The sequence below is a fragment of the Bradyrhizobium sp. S69 genome, from assembly GCF_009766005.1.
Classification (GTDB): domain Bacteria; phylum Pseudomonadota; class Alphaproteobacteria; order Rhizobiales; family Xanthobacteraceae; genus Bradyrhizobium.
On the sequence record NZ_LMUK01000046.1, the window covers coordinates 458,250 to 477,255 of the forward strand.

16 protein-coding genes are annotated in these 19,006 nt (G+C 61.9%); 7 read left to right on the plus strand and 9 right to left on the minus strand.

Translation table 11 applies throughout. The features are described 5' to 3' along the window. The first annotated feature begins 238 nt into the window (after positions 1 to 238). Positions 239 to 1,162 (plus strand): LysR family transcriptional regulator, encoded by a 924-nt coding sequence (locus GSQ88_RS26865; protein WP_159010777.1) that lies wholly within the window; start codon positions 239 to 241, stop codon positions 1,160 to 1,162. A gap of 172 nt (positions 1,163 to 1,334) precedes the next feature. Here GSQ88_RS26865 and dcuC read toward each other — a convergent pair whose 3' ends face one another. The 7 genes from dcuC to GSQ88_RS26900 form a co-directional block, all read right to left on the minus strand. Then, positions 1,335 to 2,711 carry a C4-dicarboxylate transporter DcuC gene (dcuC, locus tag GSQ88_RS26870; RefSeq protein WP_159010778.1) on the minus strand — a complete coding sequence of 459 codons (1,377 nt, stop codon included), beginning with the start codon at positions 2,709 to 2,711 and terminating at the stop codon, positions 1,335 to 1,337. 19 nt (positions 2,712 to 2,730) lie between these two features. After that, positions 2,731 to 3,555, minus strand: a complete 825-nt coding sequence (locus GSQ88_RS26875) for an alpha/beta fold hydrolase (RefSeq protein ID WP_159010779.1) — start codon at positions 3,553 to 3,555, stop codon at positions 2,731 to 2,733. A 293-nt stretch (positions 3,556 to 3,848) separates the two neighbouring features. After that, on the minus strand, positions 3,849 to 5,093 hold the full coding sequence (locus GSQ88_RS26880) for a Zn-dependent hydrolase (RefSeq protein WP_159010780.1): 1,245 nt from the start codon (positions 5,091 to 5,093) through the stop codon (positions 3,849 to 3,851). A gap of 4 nt (positions 5,094 to 5,097) precedes the next feature. Further along, positions 5,098 to 5,979: an alpha/beta fold hydrolase gene (locus GSQ88_RS26885; protein ID WP_159010781.1), complete on the minus strand. Its 882-nt coding sequence runs from the start codon at positions 5,977 to 5,979 to the stop codon at positions 5,098 to 5,100. Between the two features lie 13 nt (positions 5,980 to 5,992). Further along, the gene (locus tag GSQ88_RS26890) at positions 5,993 to 7,138 is read right to left on the minus strand and encodes a pyridoxal phosphate-dependent aminotransferase (RefSeq protein WP_159010782.1); all 1,146 of its coding nucleotides are present in this window, start codon (positions 7,136 to 7,138) and stop codon (positions 5,993 to 5,995) included. 12 nt (positions 7,139 to 7,150) lie between these two features. Continuing rightward, positions 7,151 to 7,930, minus strand: a complete 780-nt coding sequence (locus tag GSQ88_RS26895) for an SDR family oxidoreductase (RefSeq protein ID WP_159010783.1) — start codon at positions 7,928 to 7,930, stop codon at positions 7,151 to 7,153. Positions 7,931 to 7,997: 67 nt separating this feature from the next. After that, positions 7,998 to 8,711 carry a GntR family transcriptional regulator gene (locus GSQ88_RS26900; protein WP_210253897.1) on the minus strand — a complete coding sequence of 238 codons (714 nt, stop codon included), beginning with the start codon at positions 8,709 to 8,711 and terminating at the stop codon, positions 7,998 to 8,000. Positions 8,712 to 8,978: 267 nt separating this feature from the next. On the opposite strand from GSQ88_RS26900, the gene GSQ88_RS26905 reads away from it, so the two are divergent. From GSQ88_RS26905 to GSQ88_RS26930, 6 genes are read left to right on the plus strand one after another with little or no spacing between them, the layout of a single operon-like run. Next, positions 8,979 to 9,806, plus strand: a complete 828-nt coding sequence (locus GSQ88_RS26905; RefSeq protein ID WP_159010983.1) for an ABC transporter ATP-binding protein — start codon at positions 8,979 to 8,981, stop codon at positions 9,804 to 9,806. Further along, positions 9,803 to 10,597 carry a class II aldolase/adducin family protein gene (locus GSQ88_RS26910; protein WP_159010784.1) on the plus strand — a complete coding sequence of 265 codons (795 nt, stop codon included), beginning with the start codon at positions 9,803 to 9,805 and terminating at the stop codon, positions 10,595 to 10,597. Before GSQ88_RS26905 ends, GSQ88_RS26910 begins: the two co-directional genes overlap by 4 nt. Before the next feature lie 28 nt (positions 10,598 to 10,625). Beyond that, a complete protein-coding gene (locus GSQ88_RS26915; protein ID WP_159010785.1) occupies positions 10,626 to 11,660 on the plus strand; it encodes an ABC transporter substrate-binding protein in 1,035 nt (344 codons plus the stop codon). Further along, complete coding sequence (locus GSQ88_RS26920) at positions 11,657 to 12,478, plus strand: ABC transporter permease (RefSeq protein ID WP_246785025.1); 822 nt, start codon at positions 11,657 to 11,659, stop codon at positions 12,476 to 12,478. Before GSQ88_RS26915 ends, GSQ88_RS26920 begins: the two co-directional genes overlap by 4 nt. After that, positions 12,475 to 13,233 carry an ABC transporter permease gene (locus GSQ88_RS26925; RefSeq protein WP_159010786.1) on the plus strand — a complete coding sequence of 253 codons (759 nt, stop codon included), beginning with the start codon at positions 12,475 to 12,477 and terminating at the stop codon, positions 13,231 to 13,233. Before GSQ88_RS26920 ends, GSQ88_RS26925 begins: the two co-directional genes overlap by 4 nt. Positions 13,234 to 13,237: 4 nt before the next feature. Next, complete coding sequence (locus tag GSQ88_RS26930; RefSeq protein WP_159010787.1) at positions 13,238 to 14,542, plus strand: LLM class flavin-dependent oxidoreductase; 1,305 nt, start codon at positions 13,238 to 13,240, stop codon at positions 14,540 to 14,542. 1,046 nt (positions 14,543 to 15,588) lie between these two features. Here the strand turns inward: GSQ88_RS26930 and GSQ88_RS26935 are convergent. Further along, positions 15,589 to 17,133 carry a GMC family oxidoreductase gene (locus GSQ88_RS26935; RefSeq protein WP_159010788.1) on the minus strand — a complete coding sequence of 515 codons (1,545 nt, stop codon included), beginning with the start codon at positions 17,131 to 17,133 and terminating at the stop codon, positions 15,589 to 15,591. A 37-nt stretch (positions 17,134 to 17,170) separates the two neighbouring features. Then, complete coding sequence (locus tag GSQ88_RS26940; RefSeq protein WP_159010789.1) at positions 17,171 to 18,796, minus strand: ABC transporter substrate-binding protein; 1,626 nt, start codon at positions 18,794 to 18,796, stop codon at positions 17,171 to 17,173. Positions 18,797 to 19,006: the final 210 nt, after the last annotated feature.

A 19,006-nucleotide genomic window follows, 5' to 3' on the forward strand; every position in this document is an offset into this window, starting at 1 on the left:
GCAACCGGACGCGCGCGACCCGGCGATCTCCGTCTGGCTTGACTCGGCACGCAGCAAGACCGGCGCCACTCCAACAAATCGGCATAGCTATCCCCCCTTTGTAATCGCCGCTCTATTGGCAGCCGTCTTTTTTGGAGTTCGTGTGCGAACCCGGATTTCGTTCTAATCGGGCAAGAGAGTGATTGTAAAATATATTGTGATCGCATAATCCATATCTTAAACATATGGATCGGATTCCATGGAACTGCGTCATATCCGGTATTTCCTGGCCGTCGCCGAAGAGCGGCACATGACGCGAGCGGCGGCACGGCTCGGGTTGCAGCAACCTCCGCTCAGTCTGCAAATCCGCGCGCTGGAGGACGAACTGGGCACCAAGCTGTTCACCCGCCTGCCGCGGGGCGTAGAGCTCACTCCGGCGGGCGAGGCATTCCTGGAAGAAGCGCAAACGGTGCTGAGCGCGGTCGAGCGTGCGAGAGCGCGGGCTCGCGCCGCTGCCATGGGCCAGCGCGGCCGGATCTCGATCGGCCTGACGACTTCAGCTTCGCTGCATCCGGCGGTGACGCGCACGTTGCGCGCCTATGCCGACAGTCACGCCGCGGTAGCGCTCGATCTGCGTGCGAGCAGCGCGGCTGGCCTGACCGAAGCACTGCTTCGCCAGGATGTGCAGGTCGCAATCATTCGCGCGGCCGTGGCGCGACCGGCGGATCTGATTTTTAAGGAATTGGCCCGGGAAAATATGTTGATCGCACTGCCGGCTGACCACCATCTCATTCGCCGCACGGCTTCGGGCGCGAACGCGCCAATCCCCCTCAGCGCACTGGCAGGCGAGCGGATGATTCTGGTGCGCCGCCATGCCGCTCCGGGCATGTACAGCAACGTCGTTGATGCCTGCCACAAGGCCGGCTTCGAACCACTGATTGTCGCCGAGGTGGAACAGATGCTGACCAGCATCAACCTGATCGCCGCCGGCGTGGGTATTTCGCTGATACCCGCCTCGATCCGAGAAATCCGTCAGGAAGGCATCGCCTATTGTCCGATATTGGATGCGCCGTCGCTGGTCGCACCGCTGACTCTTGTCTGCCGGCGAGGTGAGGTTCGACCGATCGTTACGGATTTCATCGAGCTTTGTCGAAAACTGGTCAAGAGCGAGCGTTCGGATTGATTTGTGAGTCCGCCGCCGTAACAAGCCAGAGCGTTTTCAAGCCAACGGGTCGCGCGAATGCGCGCCCGATGACAGGCTCCGTGGCCACCGGTTCGCGTCAAGAAAACGCGTCAAAACAAAAGACTAGAGCCCCGTTCCGATTCCATCGGAACGGGGCTCCAGTCCCTTCTAATCATCCGTTCCGGAGATAGTTGACCAGTATCATCGTGACCATCCCGCCGATTGACGGGATGATGGTGCGTCCGACGATTTCGAATGGCCGGCATTCGCCGGCCTTGCTGACCGCAATGATGACGCCGGACACGGGTGAAATGGCTCGTCCCATTCCGGCCATCAATTGCATAGGAAGAAGCATGGTGACCGCACTGACCCCGAAATTTGTCGCGATGCCGGGAGCCAGGCCCGAGAATGCAAAGAAAGCCGCGACGCCGGAGCCGGTAATCATAGCGGTTACACCGACCATCAACGTCATGGCGAGGGCCATCACATTGATTCCGAAGCCCGCATCGCGCACCGAGCCGATCATGTAGTCCACCGCCCCAACAACTTCCAGGCCGTGCGCAAACACATCAGCGCAGACCAGCAAGGACACCACACCGGCAAAGCTCGATCCGATACCATTGAAAAAAACCTGGAAACCCTTGAACGCCGTCCGGATGTCGCGCTTGACGAGCAATTCGCAGATCAGGCCCGCCACGGAGCCAATGACCATCGCGGTAACGACATCCATCGTCACCTCGCCGACGAGGAGCGGACTGAACACCAGAATCAGCGTGATCGGAACGAGCGGCAGCAAGGCATAAAAGCCAGGAGCATCATCGCGTACCTGCTCGTCGATTGCAGGTTCGGGCTGAGCCCGAAAGATGCTGCCGTCTCTTCCTCTGTCAAGATACCGGGCAGAAAAAAACAGCAGGATCGCGACCACCCCGACGACCCATACGACGACCGGAATCTGATCCCGAACGAAATATACCGCCGGCGGAATACCGGCTGTCCTGGCGGCAAGGTTCGCCGTCCCCACGGCAGGCCCGATATCCATAAAAGAGCAAAGCGCAATCATCGCAGCCGCGGCTGGTTTGCTGACACCGAGTGAAACCATCATCGGAAAAAACGTAACAAGCAAAAGCATGGCGAGCCCGGCGGCGCTCGGGATGGCGACGTGAAGACATTGGCCGAGAACGTAACCTGACGCCAGGATGAGATACGGCGCCTTGATCAGCCTGAGCGGCTTGATGCAGAATCTCACCATGCTCGCGGTTGCGCCAATATGGTCCATGTAGTCGGCGAACGCTGCCGAGGCCATGATGATCAATCCGATCCCGCTGATCTGCGCGATCAGCGATTCCTTGACGAAGGCGAAAACGTCAAATCCCTTCCACCCGATCGATTTGGCGTTCTGATACAAGATGGAATGGTCGGGAAAAACAAGCGAGGTCAATGCCAACAGGATCAACCCGGTCACGAGCAAAACAGTTTGCGGCTGATAGTTCCGGGCGATCAAGGTTGCAGCAACGGCAACGACCGCAACGCCGATCAAAAGGCCCAACAAGCGCGGCTCCTTGCTTGTGCTATTTTCCCGAGAGGAAGTCTTCGATCAGGCTGCTGTAGTAATCTGGCGCCTCGAAATAGGGAGCGTGACCGAGACGCGGCATTTCCACATGTCTTGTGGCCGGTGTCAGCCTGAGCAGGTCGGCTTTCAGGTTTGGGTGAACGTCAGTATCCATTTCCCCGGTTAGAATCAGCGTCGGAATTTTGAGTTTGGGCAAGAGTGGACGATTGTTGGCACGCTGTAACATTCGCGTCGCCCTGCGCAAACCTTCCGGATTGGTTTCGGAAGCAATCTTTGCAGCATAGTCAAATACACAAGCTGGGACAGAGTCGGGTAAAATGTCCCGCGCCCGGTTCAATCCATATGCAGCGTGGCCGATTTCGTTAAACTCGCGCATCCGGCGCTCGAATTTCGCGGACATCGGCGCGGTTTCCGGATCGCCATAGCCGGCGTGCGAACACGACAACACCAGACGCGAAACCAGCTCTGGAAACGTTGCCGCAAAGCATGCGGCAACCGTTCCACCCATTGAATGTCCGACAAGAGAAACCTTCGGCTGGCCGATCTTCGTAACAAATTCGCGCAACGCTTCGACGAATGCTTCGATCGAGGCTGAGACCATGTCGGATTGCCCATACCCCGGGGCATCCCACGCGACTACGCAGTAATCGCGGGAAAGGCGGTCAAACTGGAACGCCCAACTTTTGGAACTGCCCAGCAAGCCGTGCAGAAAAAGGATCGTCTCTCCGTCTCCACGCGAACGGAACGATAGATGACCACTGGACTGCCTTGAGAGCTGCAAGGGCGGACAAACTGGCACAGAGGTCGGAACGCTGTAAGTCATAAGGGCATCTCAACACTGAAAAGACGCGACGCCAATCAAATGCACACCTCGCTCTACCGAAGCAGGCGCCATCTTGCGCAGGGTCCTCGTGAAGGCTGGTCGCGTCAAGACTGGAATTGTCGGCTCGTACAGACTCGATGCAAAGGCTTGTCCTTGCGGATCAGAGCTTTATTTTTGTACGGCGCCATGGCCCCTCGAATCCTTCATTCATTCAACAAAAGTGCATCTTGTTGTGCCGATACGTCAAATATCAAAGAAGGGGTGATGCGATACGATTTACATATGTGAAGCGCTCAACGCCCGGCGAACGCAAGCTCGTGCAGCACCTGCGCCAGAACCGACGCACCCGCGGCGACATCGGCTGGTTCGGTCCATTCGTGCTCCACATGGCTTGCGCCATCCCGGCACGGGATGAAGATCATCGCCGCCGGACACACCTTGGCCAAATGGCGTGCGTCGTGCCCGGCAGCCGACAGGATGACCATGGCCGGAAAGTCCTGGTCGCGTGCGGCCTGCGCAATCCGCTCGCGCAAGCTCGCATCGAACTGGTTCGAGTGGGCGTCGACCAGCGGCGTCACCGTGACCATGCAAGGCGATGCATGCCGGCTGCAGAGCAACCCGACGCGCGCGCCCGCTTGGTTGAGCACGGAATTGTCCGGATGACGCAGATCGATGCTGAAGGTGACTCGCGAGGGCACCACCGACGGCGCGTTCGGTTCGGCCATGACGCGGCCGATGGTGAACTTGATTTCGGCATCGATCGCGCCGATCTCGGCGTGGAGCGCGGTCGCCATCCGGGCAAACGCGGCGAGCGCGTCGCGCCTTTCCCGCTGAGGCAAGGTTCCGGCGTGCCCCTCAACACCTTCGACCACCACCTGAAAGGTCTTCTTGCCCTGGATGCCGGTGACGACACCGATCGTGCTCGCCGCCGCTTCCAGCAATGGGCCCTGCTCGATATGCAGTTCGACATAGGCGTCGACCGCAAAGCCAAGCGGCTTGCGGGGCAGATCGGGAAAGGCCGCATGGAGCCGGTCCAACGCTTCACCGACGCTGATGCCGCTGGCATCGCGCGTGGCACGGATCGCCGAAATGCCTCGCTCGCCCGCGAACGTTTCCGAGCCCATCATGCCAGGGGCGAAACGACAGCCCTCCTCGTTCATCCAGGCGACCACGATGATATCACGCGCCGGTATCTCGCCCCGCTCCGTCAGCGAGACCGCGGCCTCAAGCGCCGCCATGACACCCGCCGCACCATCGAACTTTCCACCGGTCGGCTGGCTATCGAGATGACTGCCGATCAGAATGGGCGGCGCCGTAGGATCGCGCCCGGCAAGCGTCAGAAACAGATTGCCCGCCGGATCGGTCGCCGCCGTCAAGCCCGCTTCCCGCGCCCAATTGATCACGCTATGCCAGGCCGCAATCTCGCCGTCGCTTAACGCCTGCCGGTTGACGCCGCCGGCCGGCGTCGCGCCGATCTCCGCGAGCGCCATCAAGCGCCCCCAAAGCCGGTCGGCATCGATCCAAGAGACGGGAGCCATCGAACTATTTGGTGCGCATGATTTGGCCCGGCAGTGCGCGCGGATCGCGCGGCAGCCAGTGGCCGGCTTCGACCTGGGCGATGAATTCGGCCAACAGCGCGTTGAACGCCGCCGGTTCCTCGAGATTGAGGGTGTGACCGGTCTTGGGGAAGACCGAGAGCCCGCAAGCCGGAATCGTCTTCTTCAGGAAGATGCCGGGCTGCAGGCAATGGTCGTCCTCGTCACCAACCACCACCAGCGTCGGCACCTGCATTTGCTTAAGTCGGTCTTCGAGATCATAGAACGACGGCCGGCGCGCCTGCACGCCGCGCATGGTATTGGCCGCCCCGCGATCGGAATGGGTGGCAAGGCGATCGGCGAACTCCTGCCAGCCGCGCGGGTCCTTGTTCTGAAACTGCACCCGGCTCGCGCCGAGCGCGTACACCTTCGAGAATTCCTTCGCGCCCTGCCGTTCGAAATTGTCGGCAACTTCCAGCGAAACGCCGCGAAAATACTCTTCGTATTCCTTCTCGCAACCATAACCGGCGCCGGCGACCAATAGCGACAGTGCACGCTGCGGCGTGCGCAGGCCAAAATGCACAGTGCAGAAGCCGCCCATCGAGAGCCCCACGATGTGCGCCTTGTCGATTACGAGGGCGTCGAGCACGGCGACGGCATCGTCCGCGGCGATGGCCTGCGAATAAGAATCGACGCTCTCCGGCACATCCGACGGTGGATAGCCGCGCGCGGCATAGCTGATACAGCGATGGCGGCGGCTGAAAAAACGCAGCTGCGGCTCCCAGCTTGCTTGATTACCGCCGAATTCGTGAATGAAGAGGATCGGTGTGCCTTCGCCCGTTTCTTCCACATAGAGCTTCACGCCATCCCTGGTGGTGATCATCGTCATCGACAAAACTCCTTCAGAATTGCGGCGGCAGATCGTTCAGCGTGCGCGCCTGTGCGACCATCTCGGGCAGCAGCGTGCAGAACTTTTCCACCCAGTTGGCGGGGACGGAGGTACTGACCTTCACGAAGCGATCGCCAAAGCGTTGCGTGTGGTAAGTACCCTGCCGGATCATGATGCCCTGCCGGCGATAGCATTCGACCAGCGCTTCCGGGCGAATGCCGGCAGCCACGGTTTCCAGCACCAGAAAATTGCCGTGCGAGGGAAAGATCGGCAGCGCAAGCCCCTCGATCGAGGCAGTAGCTTCCCGGATCATGACTTTGTTCGCATGGTCGACGGCGCGGACCTTGGTCATCCATTCGGTCTTGACGGCAAGCCCGGCCTGCGCGGCACGCTGGGCAACGACGCTCGCGCCGAGCACGCTGGTCGAGGTCTGCGCCAATTCATCGAACAGCCCGGGTGCCGCAACCAGCGCGCCGATGCGCAAACCTGCGAGGCCGAGCCATTTGGAAAAGCTCATGGAGACGACTGTGCCTTCCGGTGCGACATGCAGCGCCGGCGTATGTCCATCGGCGAAATCGCGATAGGTGCAATCGTGCACCAAGAGTGCGCCGCAATCGCGCGCGATCGCGGCAAAGCTCTCGATCTCCTCGCGGGTATAGCGGATGCCCAGCGGGTTGTTGGGATCCACGAGATAGATGATCGCCGTGCGCTCGTCGACGTGGGCCTTCAGCGCTTCGGCCGTCAGGCGGTAATTGCAGGCTGGATCATAGATCGGGATCTCGATCACCTCCGCGCCCTGCTGGCGTGCGAACAGGCACGGCCATTTCCAGGTCGGGTCGGTGGTGACCAGCGTGGTACCCGGCTTGCAGCGCGCGCGGCAGATCATCGCCAGCGCATTGACGCCGCCTTCGGTCACCAGCGCTTCGGCGCCGGGCGTGCCGAGATCGGTCACGATCGCGCTGCGTAGAGCCTCGAAGCCAAGCGGCGGCGCATAGGCATTGAATTCGCCGGCCTCGATCGAGCGCAACATCGCGTCGCGCACGGCAGGATGGCTTTCGATGTGGTTGGTGTTCTGGCCGAGCCAGTAGAGACCCGGCGTTGCCGAAAGCTCATCGAAATAGCGGTTGCGGATCAGGGCGGCAGATTGAGGCTTCGACATCGGCGTACGGCCCTAGATCACGGAGCCGCGAGCGGCAATGCCGCCGTCGATCGTCACCACCGTGCCCGTGATGTAACCGGCCTTGGGCGAGGACAGGAAGGCGACGAGATCGGCGACTTCTTCCGACGTCGCCGGACGCTTGCCGGGATATTTGTCGAACAATTCTTCCCAGCGGCTCTCGTCGCCGAGCATATCGGTGGCCTTGAGTTTCATGATCTTGAGCATGCGGTCGGTCGCGACCGGACCTGGATTGACCGCGACAACACGGACGCCGTGATTGAGGCTGGCGCCGCCGAGCGCTTTGGTAAAGGACATCAGCGCCGCATTGCCGGTCGAGCCGGCGATATAGCTCGCATCCCAGTTCTCGCCGGAATTGCCGATGATGTTGAGGATGACACCGTCCTTGCCTTTCATCCGCGGATAATAAAGCCGCGACAGGGTGATGTAGCCGAACACCTTGAGATCGAAACCGCGGCGCCAGGCGGCGTCGTCGAGGATCTCGAGCGAGCCGGCCGGGATGTCGCCGGCATTGTTGATCAGGATGTCGATGTCGCCGACCTCGGCCGCGAGCTTTTCCATCGCCGCCGTGCTCGACAGGTCGAGCGCGTGGGTGGTGACTTTGACGCCATGGCGGACTTCGAGGACTTGCTTGGCTTGCTGCATGGCCTCGCCGTTGCGCGCCGCCAGATGCAGATGGCACCCTTCCGCGGCCAACACCTCGGCCACCGCAAGCCCGATGCCCTTCGAGGCGCCCGTGATCAGCGCCGTCTTGTTCGTTAGCTTGAGTTCCACGCGATGTCTCCAGGATGCAAATCAGATATACAAGACCTAGCAATTTGCATACCAAGAGACGTCGACGTCACTTGAAGGCGGCGAGGAAGTCCAGGAGATTGTCGCCCAAGAGATTGACGTGATCGCGCATGGCGCTATGGGCCCGCTCCGGATCGTGGGCGAGGATCGCCTGCATGATCGCTTCGTGCTCGCGAACTGTGTCGGCGATCCGGTTCGGCATGCGCGTCACCCGGCGGCGATAGGCCGCCACTTGGTTGCGCAGTTTTCGCGTTTGATCGGCGACATAGGCATTGCGTGAGGCATCATAGATGGCTTCGTGGAACTCCTGGTTGACGTCGTAAAACAGATCGATGTTGCCGGTCTCACCCGCAACGATAAGCCGCTGATGAATAACTGAAATTTCATGCCCCCAGGTCTGCGGTGCGCGCCGCGCGGCGAGCCGCGCACAGAGGCCTTCCAGCTCAGCCATCACCTGGAACATCTCGATCAGCGCCTCGGCCTTGATGGCGCGCACGATGGCGCCCTGGCGGCCACGCAACTCGACCAGATGGTTGGCGGCCATCAGCCGGAACGCCTCCCGCACCGGTGTCCGCGAGACACCGAAGCGCTGTGCGATCTCCTGCTCATCGAGGCGGCTGCCGGGCTCGAGGCGGCCGGCCGCGATCGCCTCTTCCAGTTTTTGGCGCAGACTCTCCGCGAGCGTTATGCCGGGGCTCGCAGCAAGGGAATCGTGCCCGTTTTTGGTACTTTTGCCTTCGATATGTGCACCTGAACCCGCCACCATGTTTCTCCAACTTCTATCTAAGTATACAAATATGAATGCGCAGGTTCAATGGAGCCCCACATTTCGCCCAAGACACACCTGATTCCAACGTATTGGGACGCCGAGACCCGGCAAATTTCATGCCCAGTTTGCTCAAAACGGCTCTGGCACACGAGTTGCTAAGAGATTTCCGATCGGTCCCATCTCCGTATGCGCGAGATGGCCGTCATTATACAAAGGGATCTCCCCTCCGTGCAGGCCGCGCTTCAAACCAGTGTTACGCCGATTGCCGCCGGATCGCCGGAGGCCGCCGCCAAGCCCCTGCTCGAATTACGCGCGGTGACCAAGAGCTTCGGACCGGTCACGGCGCTGGCGGACTTCGAAGCGAGCGTCGCCCCCGGCGAATTTGTCACGGTCGTGGGTCCCAGCGGTTGCGGCAAGAGCACGCTTTTCAATATCGTGGCGGGCCTGGAAGAGCCGGACGCCGGTGGCATCCTGCGCTTCGAAGGTAACAGCTGCCACGCGGCAGACCTGCTCGGTCGCGTTTCGTTTATGCCCCAACAGGATCTGCTGTTGCCCTGGCGCAATGTCGTGGACAACGCCATCCTCGCGCTCGAGGTCGAGGGCATGCCGCGCGCGGAGGCACGCGCCAAGGCGCTCAAGATGCTGCCGGAGTTCGGCCTCGCCGGCTTCGAGAAGCAGTATCCGCATCAATTGTCCGGCGGCATGCGTCAGCGCGTGGCGCTGATGCGCACCTTCCTGTTCGAGCGCGACCTGATGCTGCTGGACGAACCGTTCGGCGCGCTCGACGCCCTCACCCGAGCGATGATGCAACGCTGGCTGCTCGACGTCTGGCAGAAATACCGGCGCACCATTCTTTTCATCACCCATGACGTCGATGAGGCGATCTTCCTCGGCGATCGCGTGCTTGTCATGACCGCCCGCCCCGGCTCCGTAAAACTCGAACAGGTGGTTGACCTGCCGCGTCCGCGCCGGCCCGAGATCGTCACCGCTCCGGAATTCGTCCGCCTCAAGCGCACGCTGCTCGATGCCATCGAGGAGGAGAGCATGAAGTCGTTCCAATCCGCGGTCGCCGAGGAGAAGGCTAAATGAACGTGCAATCGATAAGCCCGCCGTCGTCTGCCGCGGCGCGCCGGATCGATCCAGCCGAATGGGAGGCCCGCGTCACGCTCGCCGCCTGCTATCGCATGGTCGCCAGGCTCGGCATGGACGACATGATCTACAATCACATTTCGGCGCGCGTGCCGGGGCACCAGGACCAGTTCCTCATCAACCCCTATGGTCTGTTGTTCGACGAGATCACCGCGTCGAGCCTCGTCAAGATCAACACCAAGGGTGGCAAGCTCGACGAGACCTCGCACAACGTCAATGTCGCCGCCTTCGTCATCCATGCCGCGATCCATACCTCGAACCACGACGCCGTCTGCGTGCTGCACACCCATTCGGACGCCAGCGTCGCCGTCTCCGGCCAGGAAAAGGGCCTGCTGCCGCTCAGCCAATTCGCGATGCGCTTCTATGACCGCCAGGCCTTCCACGACTATGAAGGCGTCGCCATCGATCTCGACGAACAGGCGCGGCTGGTGCGCGATCTCGGCCCGCACAAGGTGATGCTGATGCGCAACCACGGCATCCTGACCGTCGGCCGCACGCCCGGCGAAGCCTTCATGCTGTTGTACTATTTCGAGCGCGCCGCGCGCATCCAGCTGCAAATGCAGGCAGCGACGGCCGCCGGCGCCGGATTGGTGATGCCGCCGCACGAGGTCTGCGAGAAGGCCGCACGGCAGTTCTGGGAATTGCAGGGCGATATTCTCGTTCCCGGCGAACGCGAATGGCCGGCGCTGATGCGCCAGCTCGACCGCACCGATCCGTCCTATCGCAACTGATCCTCAACCCGACGCCAGGAGCCCGATCATGTTCAAGCCGACGTTGAGCCGACGCCATGCCCTCGCCGCCGTTGCCGCTGTGGCGCTGACGGCCGGCTTCCCGGCTGCATCCGTTTCCGCTGCGGCCGAACCTCTCGCCAAGGCGAGCCTTCGCTTGAAATGGCTGCCACAGGCGCAGTTCGCCGGGTTCTACGTCGCAGCGGCAAAGGGCTACTACAAGGCGGAAGGGATCGATCTCACCATCAATCCCGGTGGCCCCAATCTGCTGACGGAAAATCTGGTGGCGACAGGTGCCGACACGTTCGGCCTGTCCGGCGGCACCGACAGCGTGTTCGCCGCGCGCGACAAGGGCTTACCCGTCGTCTGCATCGGCGTCTCGCACCAGATCACACCGTTCATCTTCGTCACCCGCAAGGACGGCCCGGTGAAGACGCTGCAGGACTTCAAGGGCAAGACCGTCACCACCTGGTTCACCGGCGCCAACCATGTGCTGAACGGCATGCTGGCGAAGGAAGGCATCAAGGCCGACGAGGTGAAAATCCAGCCGCAGCAGGTCTCGGTGACACCGTTCGTCGACGGCAGCGTCGACGTCATCACCGCGACCTATTACAACGAATTCTATACGATCCAGTCGCGCATGCCGAAGGACAGCCTGAAGACCTTCGTCGCCGAGGACTACGGCATCACTTTCCCCCGCGATACGCTGATCGTTTCGGAGACGACCGCCAAGGAAAAGCCCGACCTCGTCAAGGCGTTCCTGCGCGCCTCGCTGAAGGGCTGGAAGGATGCTTTCGCCGATCCGAAAGGCGCCGTCGACACCGTGATGGCCGTTGCTCCGACGCTCGATCGCGCGCAGCAGGAGTTCATGCTCACGGAGGTGAAGCGCCTGATGATGGCGGGCAAGGCTGGACAAGACGGCTTGTTCTGGATCGACCCTGACGCGATCAAGACGGCTCACGACTTCTTTTTGAAATACGGCGTGATCTCCAAGCCGCTCGACCTCGCCGCGGCCTATGATTCAAGCTTCATCCAAAGCGTGCCGCTCCCGGAACGGATGCCGTGAGCATCGGCTCGACGGCATCGCTCGTCGAAGATAAAGCCGCCGCGGGCTTGCGGCCGGGCCGTCTTCCCGGCTGGATGCGCAAGACGGCGCGGTTGCTGCTTGGCCTCGCCGTCACGGCGCTGCTCTGGGAAGGCTCGGTGCAGCTGTTCGGCATCCGGCCCGCCTACCTGCCGCGCCTGAGCGCAATCCTGGCGGCGATGGCGGCAACGCCCCGCGCCTATCTCGACGGTTTTTTGCGGACGCTGGCCGAAACCTTGATCGGGTTTGCGGCAGGCGGCGCCTTCGGCGTGCTGATCGGCATCGCCTTCTTCCGCCTACGGGCGCTTCGCGAGATGATCTTCCCGATCTTCGTGGTATCGCAGACCATACCCGTCATCGCTTTTGGCGCACTGGTCGTGCTGTGGTTCGGCAACACGCTGCTCGCCAAGGCCGTGATCGCGTTTTATCTCACCTTCTTCCCGGTCACGGTCAACACCCTGCTTGGTCTCGAGACCGTCGATCCCAAGCTGGTGGCGCTGATGAAGAGTTTTGGCGCGTCGAACCGCCAGTTGCTGCTGCGCCTGCAACTTCCCACCGCACTGCCGCACATCTTCGTCGCGCTGCGTCTTGCCTCATCGCTTAGCCTTGTCGGCGCGATCGTCGGTGAATGGTTCGGCGACACCACCGGCATCGGCGTGCTGCTGCTGCAGGCCATGTACACCGAGAACGTGGTCGCACTCTGGGGCGCGCTGCTGGCCGCAGCCCTGCTCGGCACCGGCTTCTACGCCGTCGTTGCCGCGGCCGAACGGCGGCTGGTGTTCTGGAGCGCCGAGCAATGAGCGCCGCCCTGCCCTCTTCATCACTTGCCGTCCAGCGGGGCGTGCTTGGCGCGGTCCTGCTGGTGTTGTGCTGGGAGGGGCTCGCGCGCGGCCTGCATCTGCCATCCTATGTTCTGCCTGCGGTCAGCGACATTCTAGCCGGCGTGTGGTCCAAGCGCGCGCTGCTGAGCGAGGCGGCCGGCTATACGCTGCTGGAAGCCCTGGTCGGCTACGGGCTGGGCTGTCTGGTCGGTATCGGCCTTGCCGTCGCGATCACCATGCTGCCGGTGCTCCGCACCGTGATCCTGCCGGCAGCGACCGCCATCAACGCGGTGCCCGTGGTCGGCTATTCGCCGCTGATCCTGCTCTGGTTCGGGATCGGCGTCGTCTCGAAGATGGTCATGGTGGCGATGGCGGTTAGCTTCACCGTTTTCCTGTCCACCCTCGCAGGCCTTGATCGTGTCGATCGCCGCGCGGTCGATTTGATGCGCAGCTTCGGCGCGGGCCGGTTGAGCATCCTGTGGCGCCTGCGGCTGCCGACCGCCTTGCCGCTGCTGCTGGCCGGGATGCGCGTCTCGACGGTCCGCAGCGTCATCATCGCGATCATCACCGAGATGCTCGGCGCCTATGGCGGGCTCGGCTGGGTGATCTACCAAGCCGTGCTGCAGATTGATTTCGTGCAGGTCTGGTCGGCGATCTTCGTCGCGTCGGCGGCCAGCCTGAGCTTCTTTGGCCTGATCGGCTTGCTCGAACGCAAGATCCTGTTTTGGAAATGATCCGATGAAACGACAGATGCATCTCGGCCTGTTCATCCTGGGTACCGGCAGCCATGTCGCCGGCTGGCGTTATCCCGGCGCGGTGGACAGTTTTCAGGATTTTCCCGCCATCCAAGAGATCGGCCGCATCGCCGAGCGCGGCAAATTCGACCTGATCTTCGTGGGCGACAACCTTTATGCCGACGCCGCGGCCCACCCCTCTTATACGTTGCGGCTCGAACCGCTGACGATGCTGGCCGCGCTCGCGACCTCGACCAGCCATATCGGACTGGGAGCCACCGTCTCCACCACCTACAGCGATCCGTTCACAGTGGCGCGCGTCTTCGCTTCGCTCGATCACATCAGCAACGGCCGCGCTGCGTGGAATGCCGTGACGACGGCCAATCCGGCAACCGCCGCCAATTTCGGCACCACCCATCCCGATCACGCCCGCCGTTACGAGATGGCCGGCGAGTTCCTCGATGTCGTCAAGGGCCTGTGGGACGGCTGGGCGGACGATGCCATCGTCGCCGACCGGACAAGCGGGCTCTACATCGATCCCGCCAGGCTGCGCGCGATCGATCATGAGGGCACGTTCTTCAAGGTGAAGGGACCGCTCAACATTGGCCGTAGTCCACAGGGTCATCCGCTGGTGCTGCAAGCCGGTGGATCCGAGGCCGGACAGGCGCTCGCCGCGCGCACGGCGGACATCGTGTTCTCGGTCGTGCAGGACATCGACGAAGCCAAGGCCGGCTACGCCTCGCTCAAGAACCGCCTGCCAGGGTTCGGACGCAGGGCGGAAGACGTCACGGTGCTGCCGGGCGTTATGCCGATCGTCGGCCGCACCGACAAGGAGGCATTCGAGAAGCTCAACGTGCTGCAGAGCTTCGTCAGCGGCAGCAACGCGCTCGCCATGCTCTCCGAACGCTTCGGCCGCGACATGTCGGCCTATGATCTGGACGGACCGGTTCCCGATCTTGAGCCGTCCGACAACTATCACAGCTTCGCCAGCGTCATGCTCGCCAAGGCACGACGCGACAACATGACGTTGCGCGATCTCTACAACCTCACTGCGGCCGCGCGCGGCCATTGGGTATTGTGCGGCTCGGCCGAGCGCATCGCCGACACCCTGCAGCATTGGTTCGACGAACGCGCAGCGGACGGCTTCAACGTGATGCCGCCATATTTCCACGAAGGCCTTGAGGATTTCGTGCAACTCGTGGTGCCGATACTTCAGGAGCGCGGCCTGTACCGCACCGACTATCAAGGCACGACATTGCGCGACCATCTGGGTCTGCGGCGACCGGAGAACCCGACGTTCCGAGCCTGATGGGCAAGTGTCGGCGAAGCACGACGCGTTTCTCGATTCAATTTTCAGACAGCCAATCATCCAATTCCGTCATTGCGAGCGCTAGCGAAGCAATCCAGAGGCAGCAGGCTTTCAGCTTTCGTCGTCCCGGCCTTGCGCCGGGACCCATAATCCCTGGCCTTGGTTGTTAGAAAAGGTATCCGCTTCACTGCCGAAACGAGAACACACGGCGTATGGGTCCCGGCGCGGAGGCCGGGACGACGGCGAGGTATAACTCCGCGTTCTCGCGACGCGCTGCGCCCGAGGTTTGCAAATTCGTTCGCCCCAAAAAAGAGAGGGCGCAGGGAAGACCGGGTGCGCGCTGCACCCGCGGTCTCATGTGCACGGGTAGATAGAAAAACGCACATGAGCATACAGGTTCAGCGGAAGCAGTCCGGCCTTCCCTGCGCAATGGTGTTACGACTTATCTTCGTGCTCTCCCCGGTGAGACCATAGCTTGCTTGTCACCGTCATTCCCAGGAAGCGTGAGCTTCTTGCGAACTTGACACCAGCCATTGGGGCGTCAGGACCACACGACTTCGCCGTCCGCTTCAGCCACGCTCGTCAGTCGCAGCTTTTGCGTCCATCGCACCCCGACCCGCGTTTCGTGACGAATGCGCATACGCCCCTCTGGTGGGACGGGATGGCACAAGAAGTGAAGCTGATTTGCCTTCGCGATCAAGCGCGATCGCTGCGACACATTGGCACGACGGGCAACTCACCTAAATGCTGTCAAGCTTTATTTGATGGCTCGACGAATTTTTCTTAGCAAAACGTCATCCTGAGGTGCGCGCTCTTTCTTGCGCGCCTCGAAGGATGGCCGCACGCACAGTGCTGAACATCATCCTTCGAGGCTCGCAAGGGCTCGCACCTCAGGATGACGGCACCGCTGCTGTGAGTGGTAGTCACCTCGTCATTGCGAGCGAAGCGAAGCAATCCATAGCGTCAAACGAAGAATGGATTGCTTCGTCGCTGTCGCTCCTAGCAATGACGGCTTAGTCGGTGATCGAATCTCATCTCATCACGCTTTAACGCATCATCATGCGCGCGATCGCCTCACCGATCACCACCGTAGTGAAATGCGTGTTGGCCCGGCAATCGGACGGCATGATGGAGGCGTCGGCGACGCGCAGACCGGCCAGGCCTTTCACCGTGCCATCCGGATTGACCACACCGGCCGTATCATTGAAGCCGGTCATCCGGCAGGAGCCGGCCGCATGCTGGATGTCGCCGGTCTCCTGAAGCAGCAACGATTCGAGTTCGCGCTCCGGCAACGCCGCGGCCGCCGGCAGTGTCAGGTCGGTATCCGTGAACCGGATCCAGTCCGCGATGCCGGCGAGCGCTGGTTGCACGGCAAGCGCGGCCAGTCTCCTGACCGCATCCTTCATGCGCAGCATGTCGCGGGGATCGGCCAGCATGTTCTCCTCGACGATCGGATCGACCTCAGGGTCGACCGAGGCCAGCTTGAGCGAGCCGCGCGAATAGGCATTAAACAGTCCCGCGCCGATCGCGCCGGGATTTCCGATGCCGCGATGATTGAACGCGATCATGATCATGTCACGCTTGCCGCCGTCCGCGAGGCCGGAGGAATAGGTGACGCAGCAGTTGGTGTGGCGGGTATCCGGATCGGTCGGGCGCAACTCTTCGCGCAGCTGGATCGTCGTGCGAAACAGCGGATGATCGAAGAAATTCCGGCCGACCGGCAAATCGCGCTCGACCGCAATGCCCATGGATTGCAGCTCGTCCGCCGGACCGATGCCCGATCGCAGCAGGATCGCCGGGCTATGGATCGCGCCGCCGCACAGCACGATCTCGCGCGCGGCGATCTCGCTGGTGCCCTGCCCTTCGATGTGCACGCGAACGCCGGTGGCCTTGCCGTCCGTGATCACGACCCGGTCGACCAGCGCGTTGCCGCGGATCTCCAGATTGGCGCGGTCGCGTGCGGGCTCGAGATAGCCTTCATTGGTGGTGATGCGCCGGCCGTCACGGCTGTTGATCGGATAACACGCAACGCCTTCGCCATCGGATCCGTTGAGGTCGTCGCACCAGCCATAGCCGCTGGCGAGCGCTGCGTCCCGCAGGCCGCGATCGATCGGCCCCCATGTCTCTGAAGGTGCGCGGTAGACCGGCAGCGGTCCTCCACGTCCGTGCCCCGGGGCGTCGCCAAACTCCAAATCGTCCTCGATCACAGAGAACAAAGGCATGATCTCGCGCGCGGACCAGCCGGTGCAGCCAGCGGCGGCCCATTCGTCGAAGGCGTGAGCGACGCCGCGAATAGCGATCTGGCCATTCATCATCGAGCTGCCGCCCAGCCCCTTGCCGCGCCAATAAAAGCGCGGCTCCTGCCCTGCGACACGGCGGGTCAGGAGATGCGGCCACTGCCATTTCTCCTGGAATTCGCGACGGTGAATGATGGGAATCGGATTGGGCGTCTTGATTTCCCAGGGCGCCTCATCGGCACGCCAGTCGAGGCCCGCTTCCAGCAGCAACACCCGCCGGTTTTGATCCTCGGACAACCGCGCGGCAATGGCGGCGCCGGCAGAGCCGCCGCCCACGACAATCACATCATACATGGCATCGCTTCATTCACGGTATCGGTTCGGTTTGGCATCAGTCGACTTTATCCATGTTCCAGAACACCGGCGTTGCCGGACCGTCCAGTACGCCGGTCAACTCCTTGCGCCAGACGCTGGTCGCAACATACTGGCCCAAGGGAATATAGGTCGTCTGATCGAAGGCACGTGCCTGAATTTGGGCCGCGATTTTCTTCTGGTCCTCGGAGGAGGTCGCCCGTGCGAAGGCATCGCGCAACGCTTCCATCTGTGGATCCTCCGGCCAGCCGACCCAGCCGCCCTTGCGGCCCTTGCCGTTCAAGGGAACGCTCGCGATGGGATTCATGATGTCGGCGATGCCCCAGTTGGTGAAGAACATATTCCAGCCGCCTTCCTTCGGCGGCTTCTGGCTTGCGAATACGCTGTTCTCGGTCTGCCAGTCCATGGACTGGACGGTCACCTGGAAGCCGGCCTGGCGCAGCAGTTGCGCCGCGACGATGGGTTGCGGCTTGAGCGAGATGACATCGGTCGGTGCCAGAATCACGACAGGCGTTCCATCATAGCCGGATTCGGCGAGCAATTTTTTTGCCTCTGCGACGTCGCCACTCTTGAGCAGGGTGTCCGCTCCGACGTCGGTTGCGAGCGGCGTACCACAGCCGAAAAAGGCGCCGCATATCTTGTAGTATTGCGGATTTCCAGTCAGCGCGTCGAGGACGTCCTTCTGGTTCATGGCCATCAACGCGGCGTGGCGAACCTTGATATTATCGAACGGCGGATAGAGGAAGTTCATCCGCCCGATGGTCTGGAAGCCGAGGCCGTTCATCACACCCGATGTCAGATCCTTGTCCGCCTGCAATATCGGAATCATATCAAACGACGGCCGCTCCAGCAGATCGATGTCCCCGGACTGCAGGGCGTTGGCCGCCGTTTGCGCGTCGGGCATCGTAATCCATTCGACCCGATCCACTTTCACCACTTTGCCGCCCGAGGTCCAGCTTGGCGGCTCGGAGCGCGGTACGTAATCCTTGTTCTTCTCGTAGACCGCCTTTACGCCCGGCTGGAATTCCGCTTGAATGAATTTGAACGGACCCGAGCCGATCTGCTCCGTGATGGGTTTCTCCGGCGGCGTATCGGCGAGACGTTTCGGCATCATGAACGGGACCAACGAAGACGGCTTGCCGAGCGATTCCAGCACCAGGCCGTAGGGCTCTTTGAGCTTCAGCGTGATCGTTTTGGCGTCCGTGGGCTCCAGGCTGGCCGTAAAATCCATCAGCTTCTGGCCCATGCCGTCGACGGCGGCCCAGCGCTTCAGCGACGCAACACAATCTTCCGCGGTGACCGGCTTGCCATCATGCCACTTCAGCCCGTCGCGCAGCGTGAAGACATAGGTCAGTTTATCGTCCGACACTTTCCAGTCAGCCATTTGCGGCTGAATCTTGAAATTGGCGTCCATCGCCACCAGCGTGTCGTAAACCATGTAGCCGTGGTCGCGCGTGATGTAGGCCGACGAGAGGATCGGATCCAGCGCCCGCAAATCCGAGTGCATCACCGCTCTGATCGTCTTGGCGTGCGACCATGTCGGCCACGCCAAGACCGCTGCGACCAAGACTGCTGCGATCACGAGGCCTCGCAGCGCTGTCTTCCGGTAAATCGGTGAGTCATCGTCTCGCAGAGCAAGGGACATCATATTCCTCAAGTGAACGTTGGACGGAGTGCCAGGTGAAATTGATGAGCGCGTTGATCGAACCGATACCGTTGGTCGGGTCGCGCCGCTCCAATCACCGCATGGTGAAATGCGCCTGAAGGCGACGCAGGGCTGACGCGTTTCCGCGACGCACGGATCAACATTGCGCCGACGGAGCCGGCGCCGAAGACTGCAAAGGTGGGCATCGTC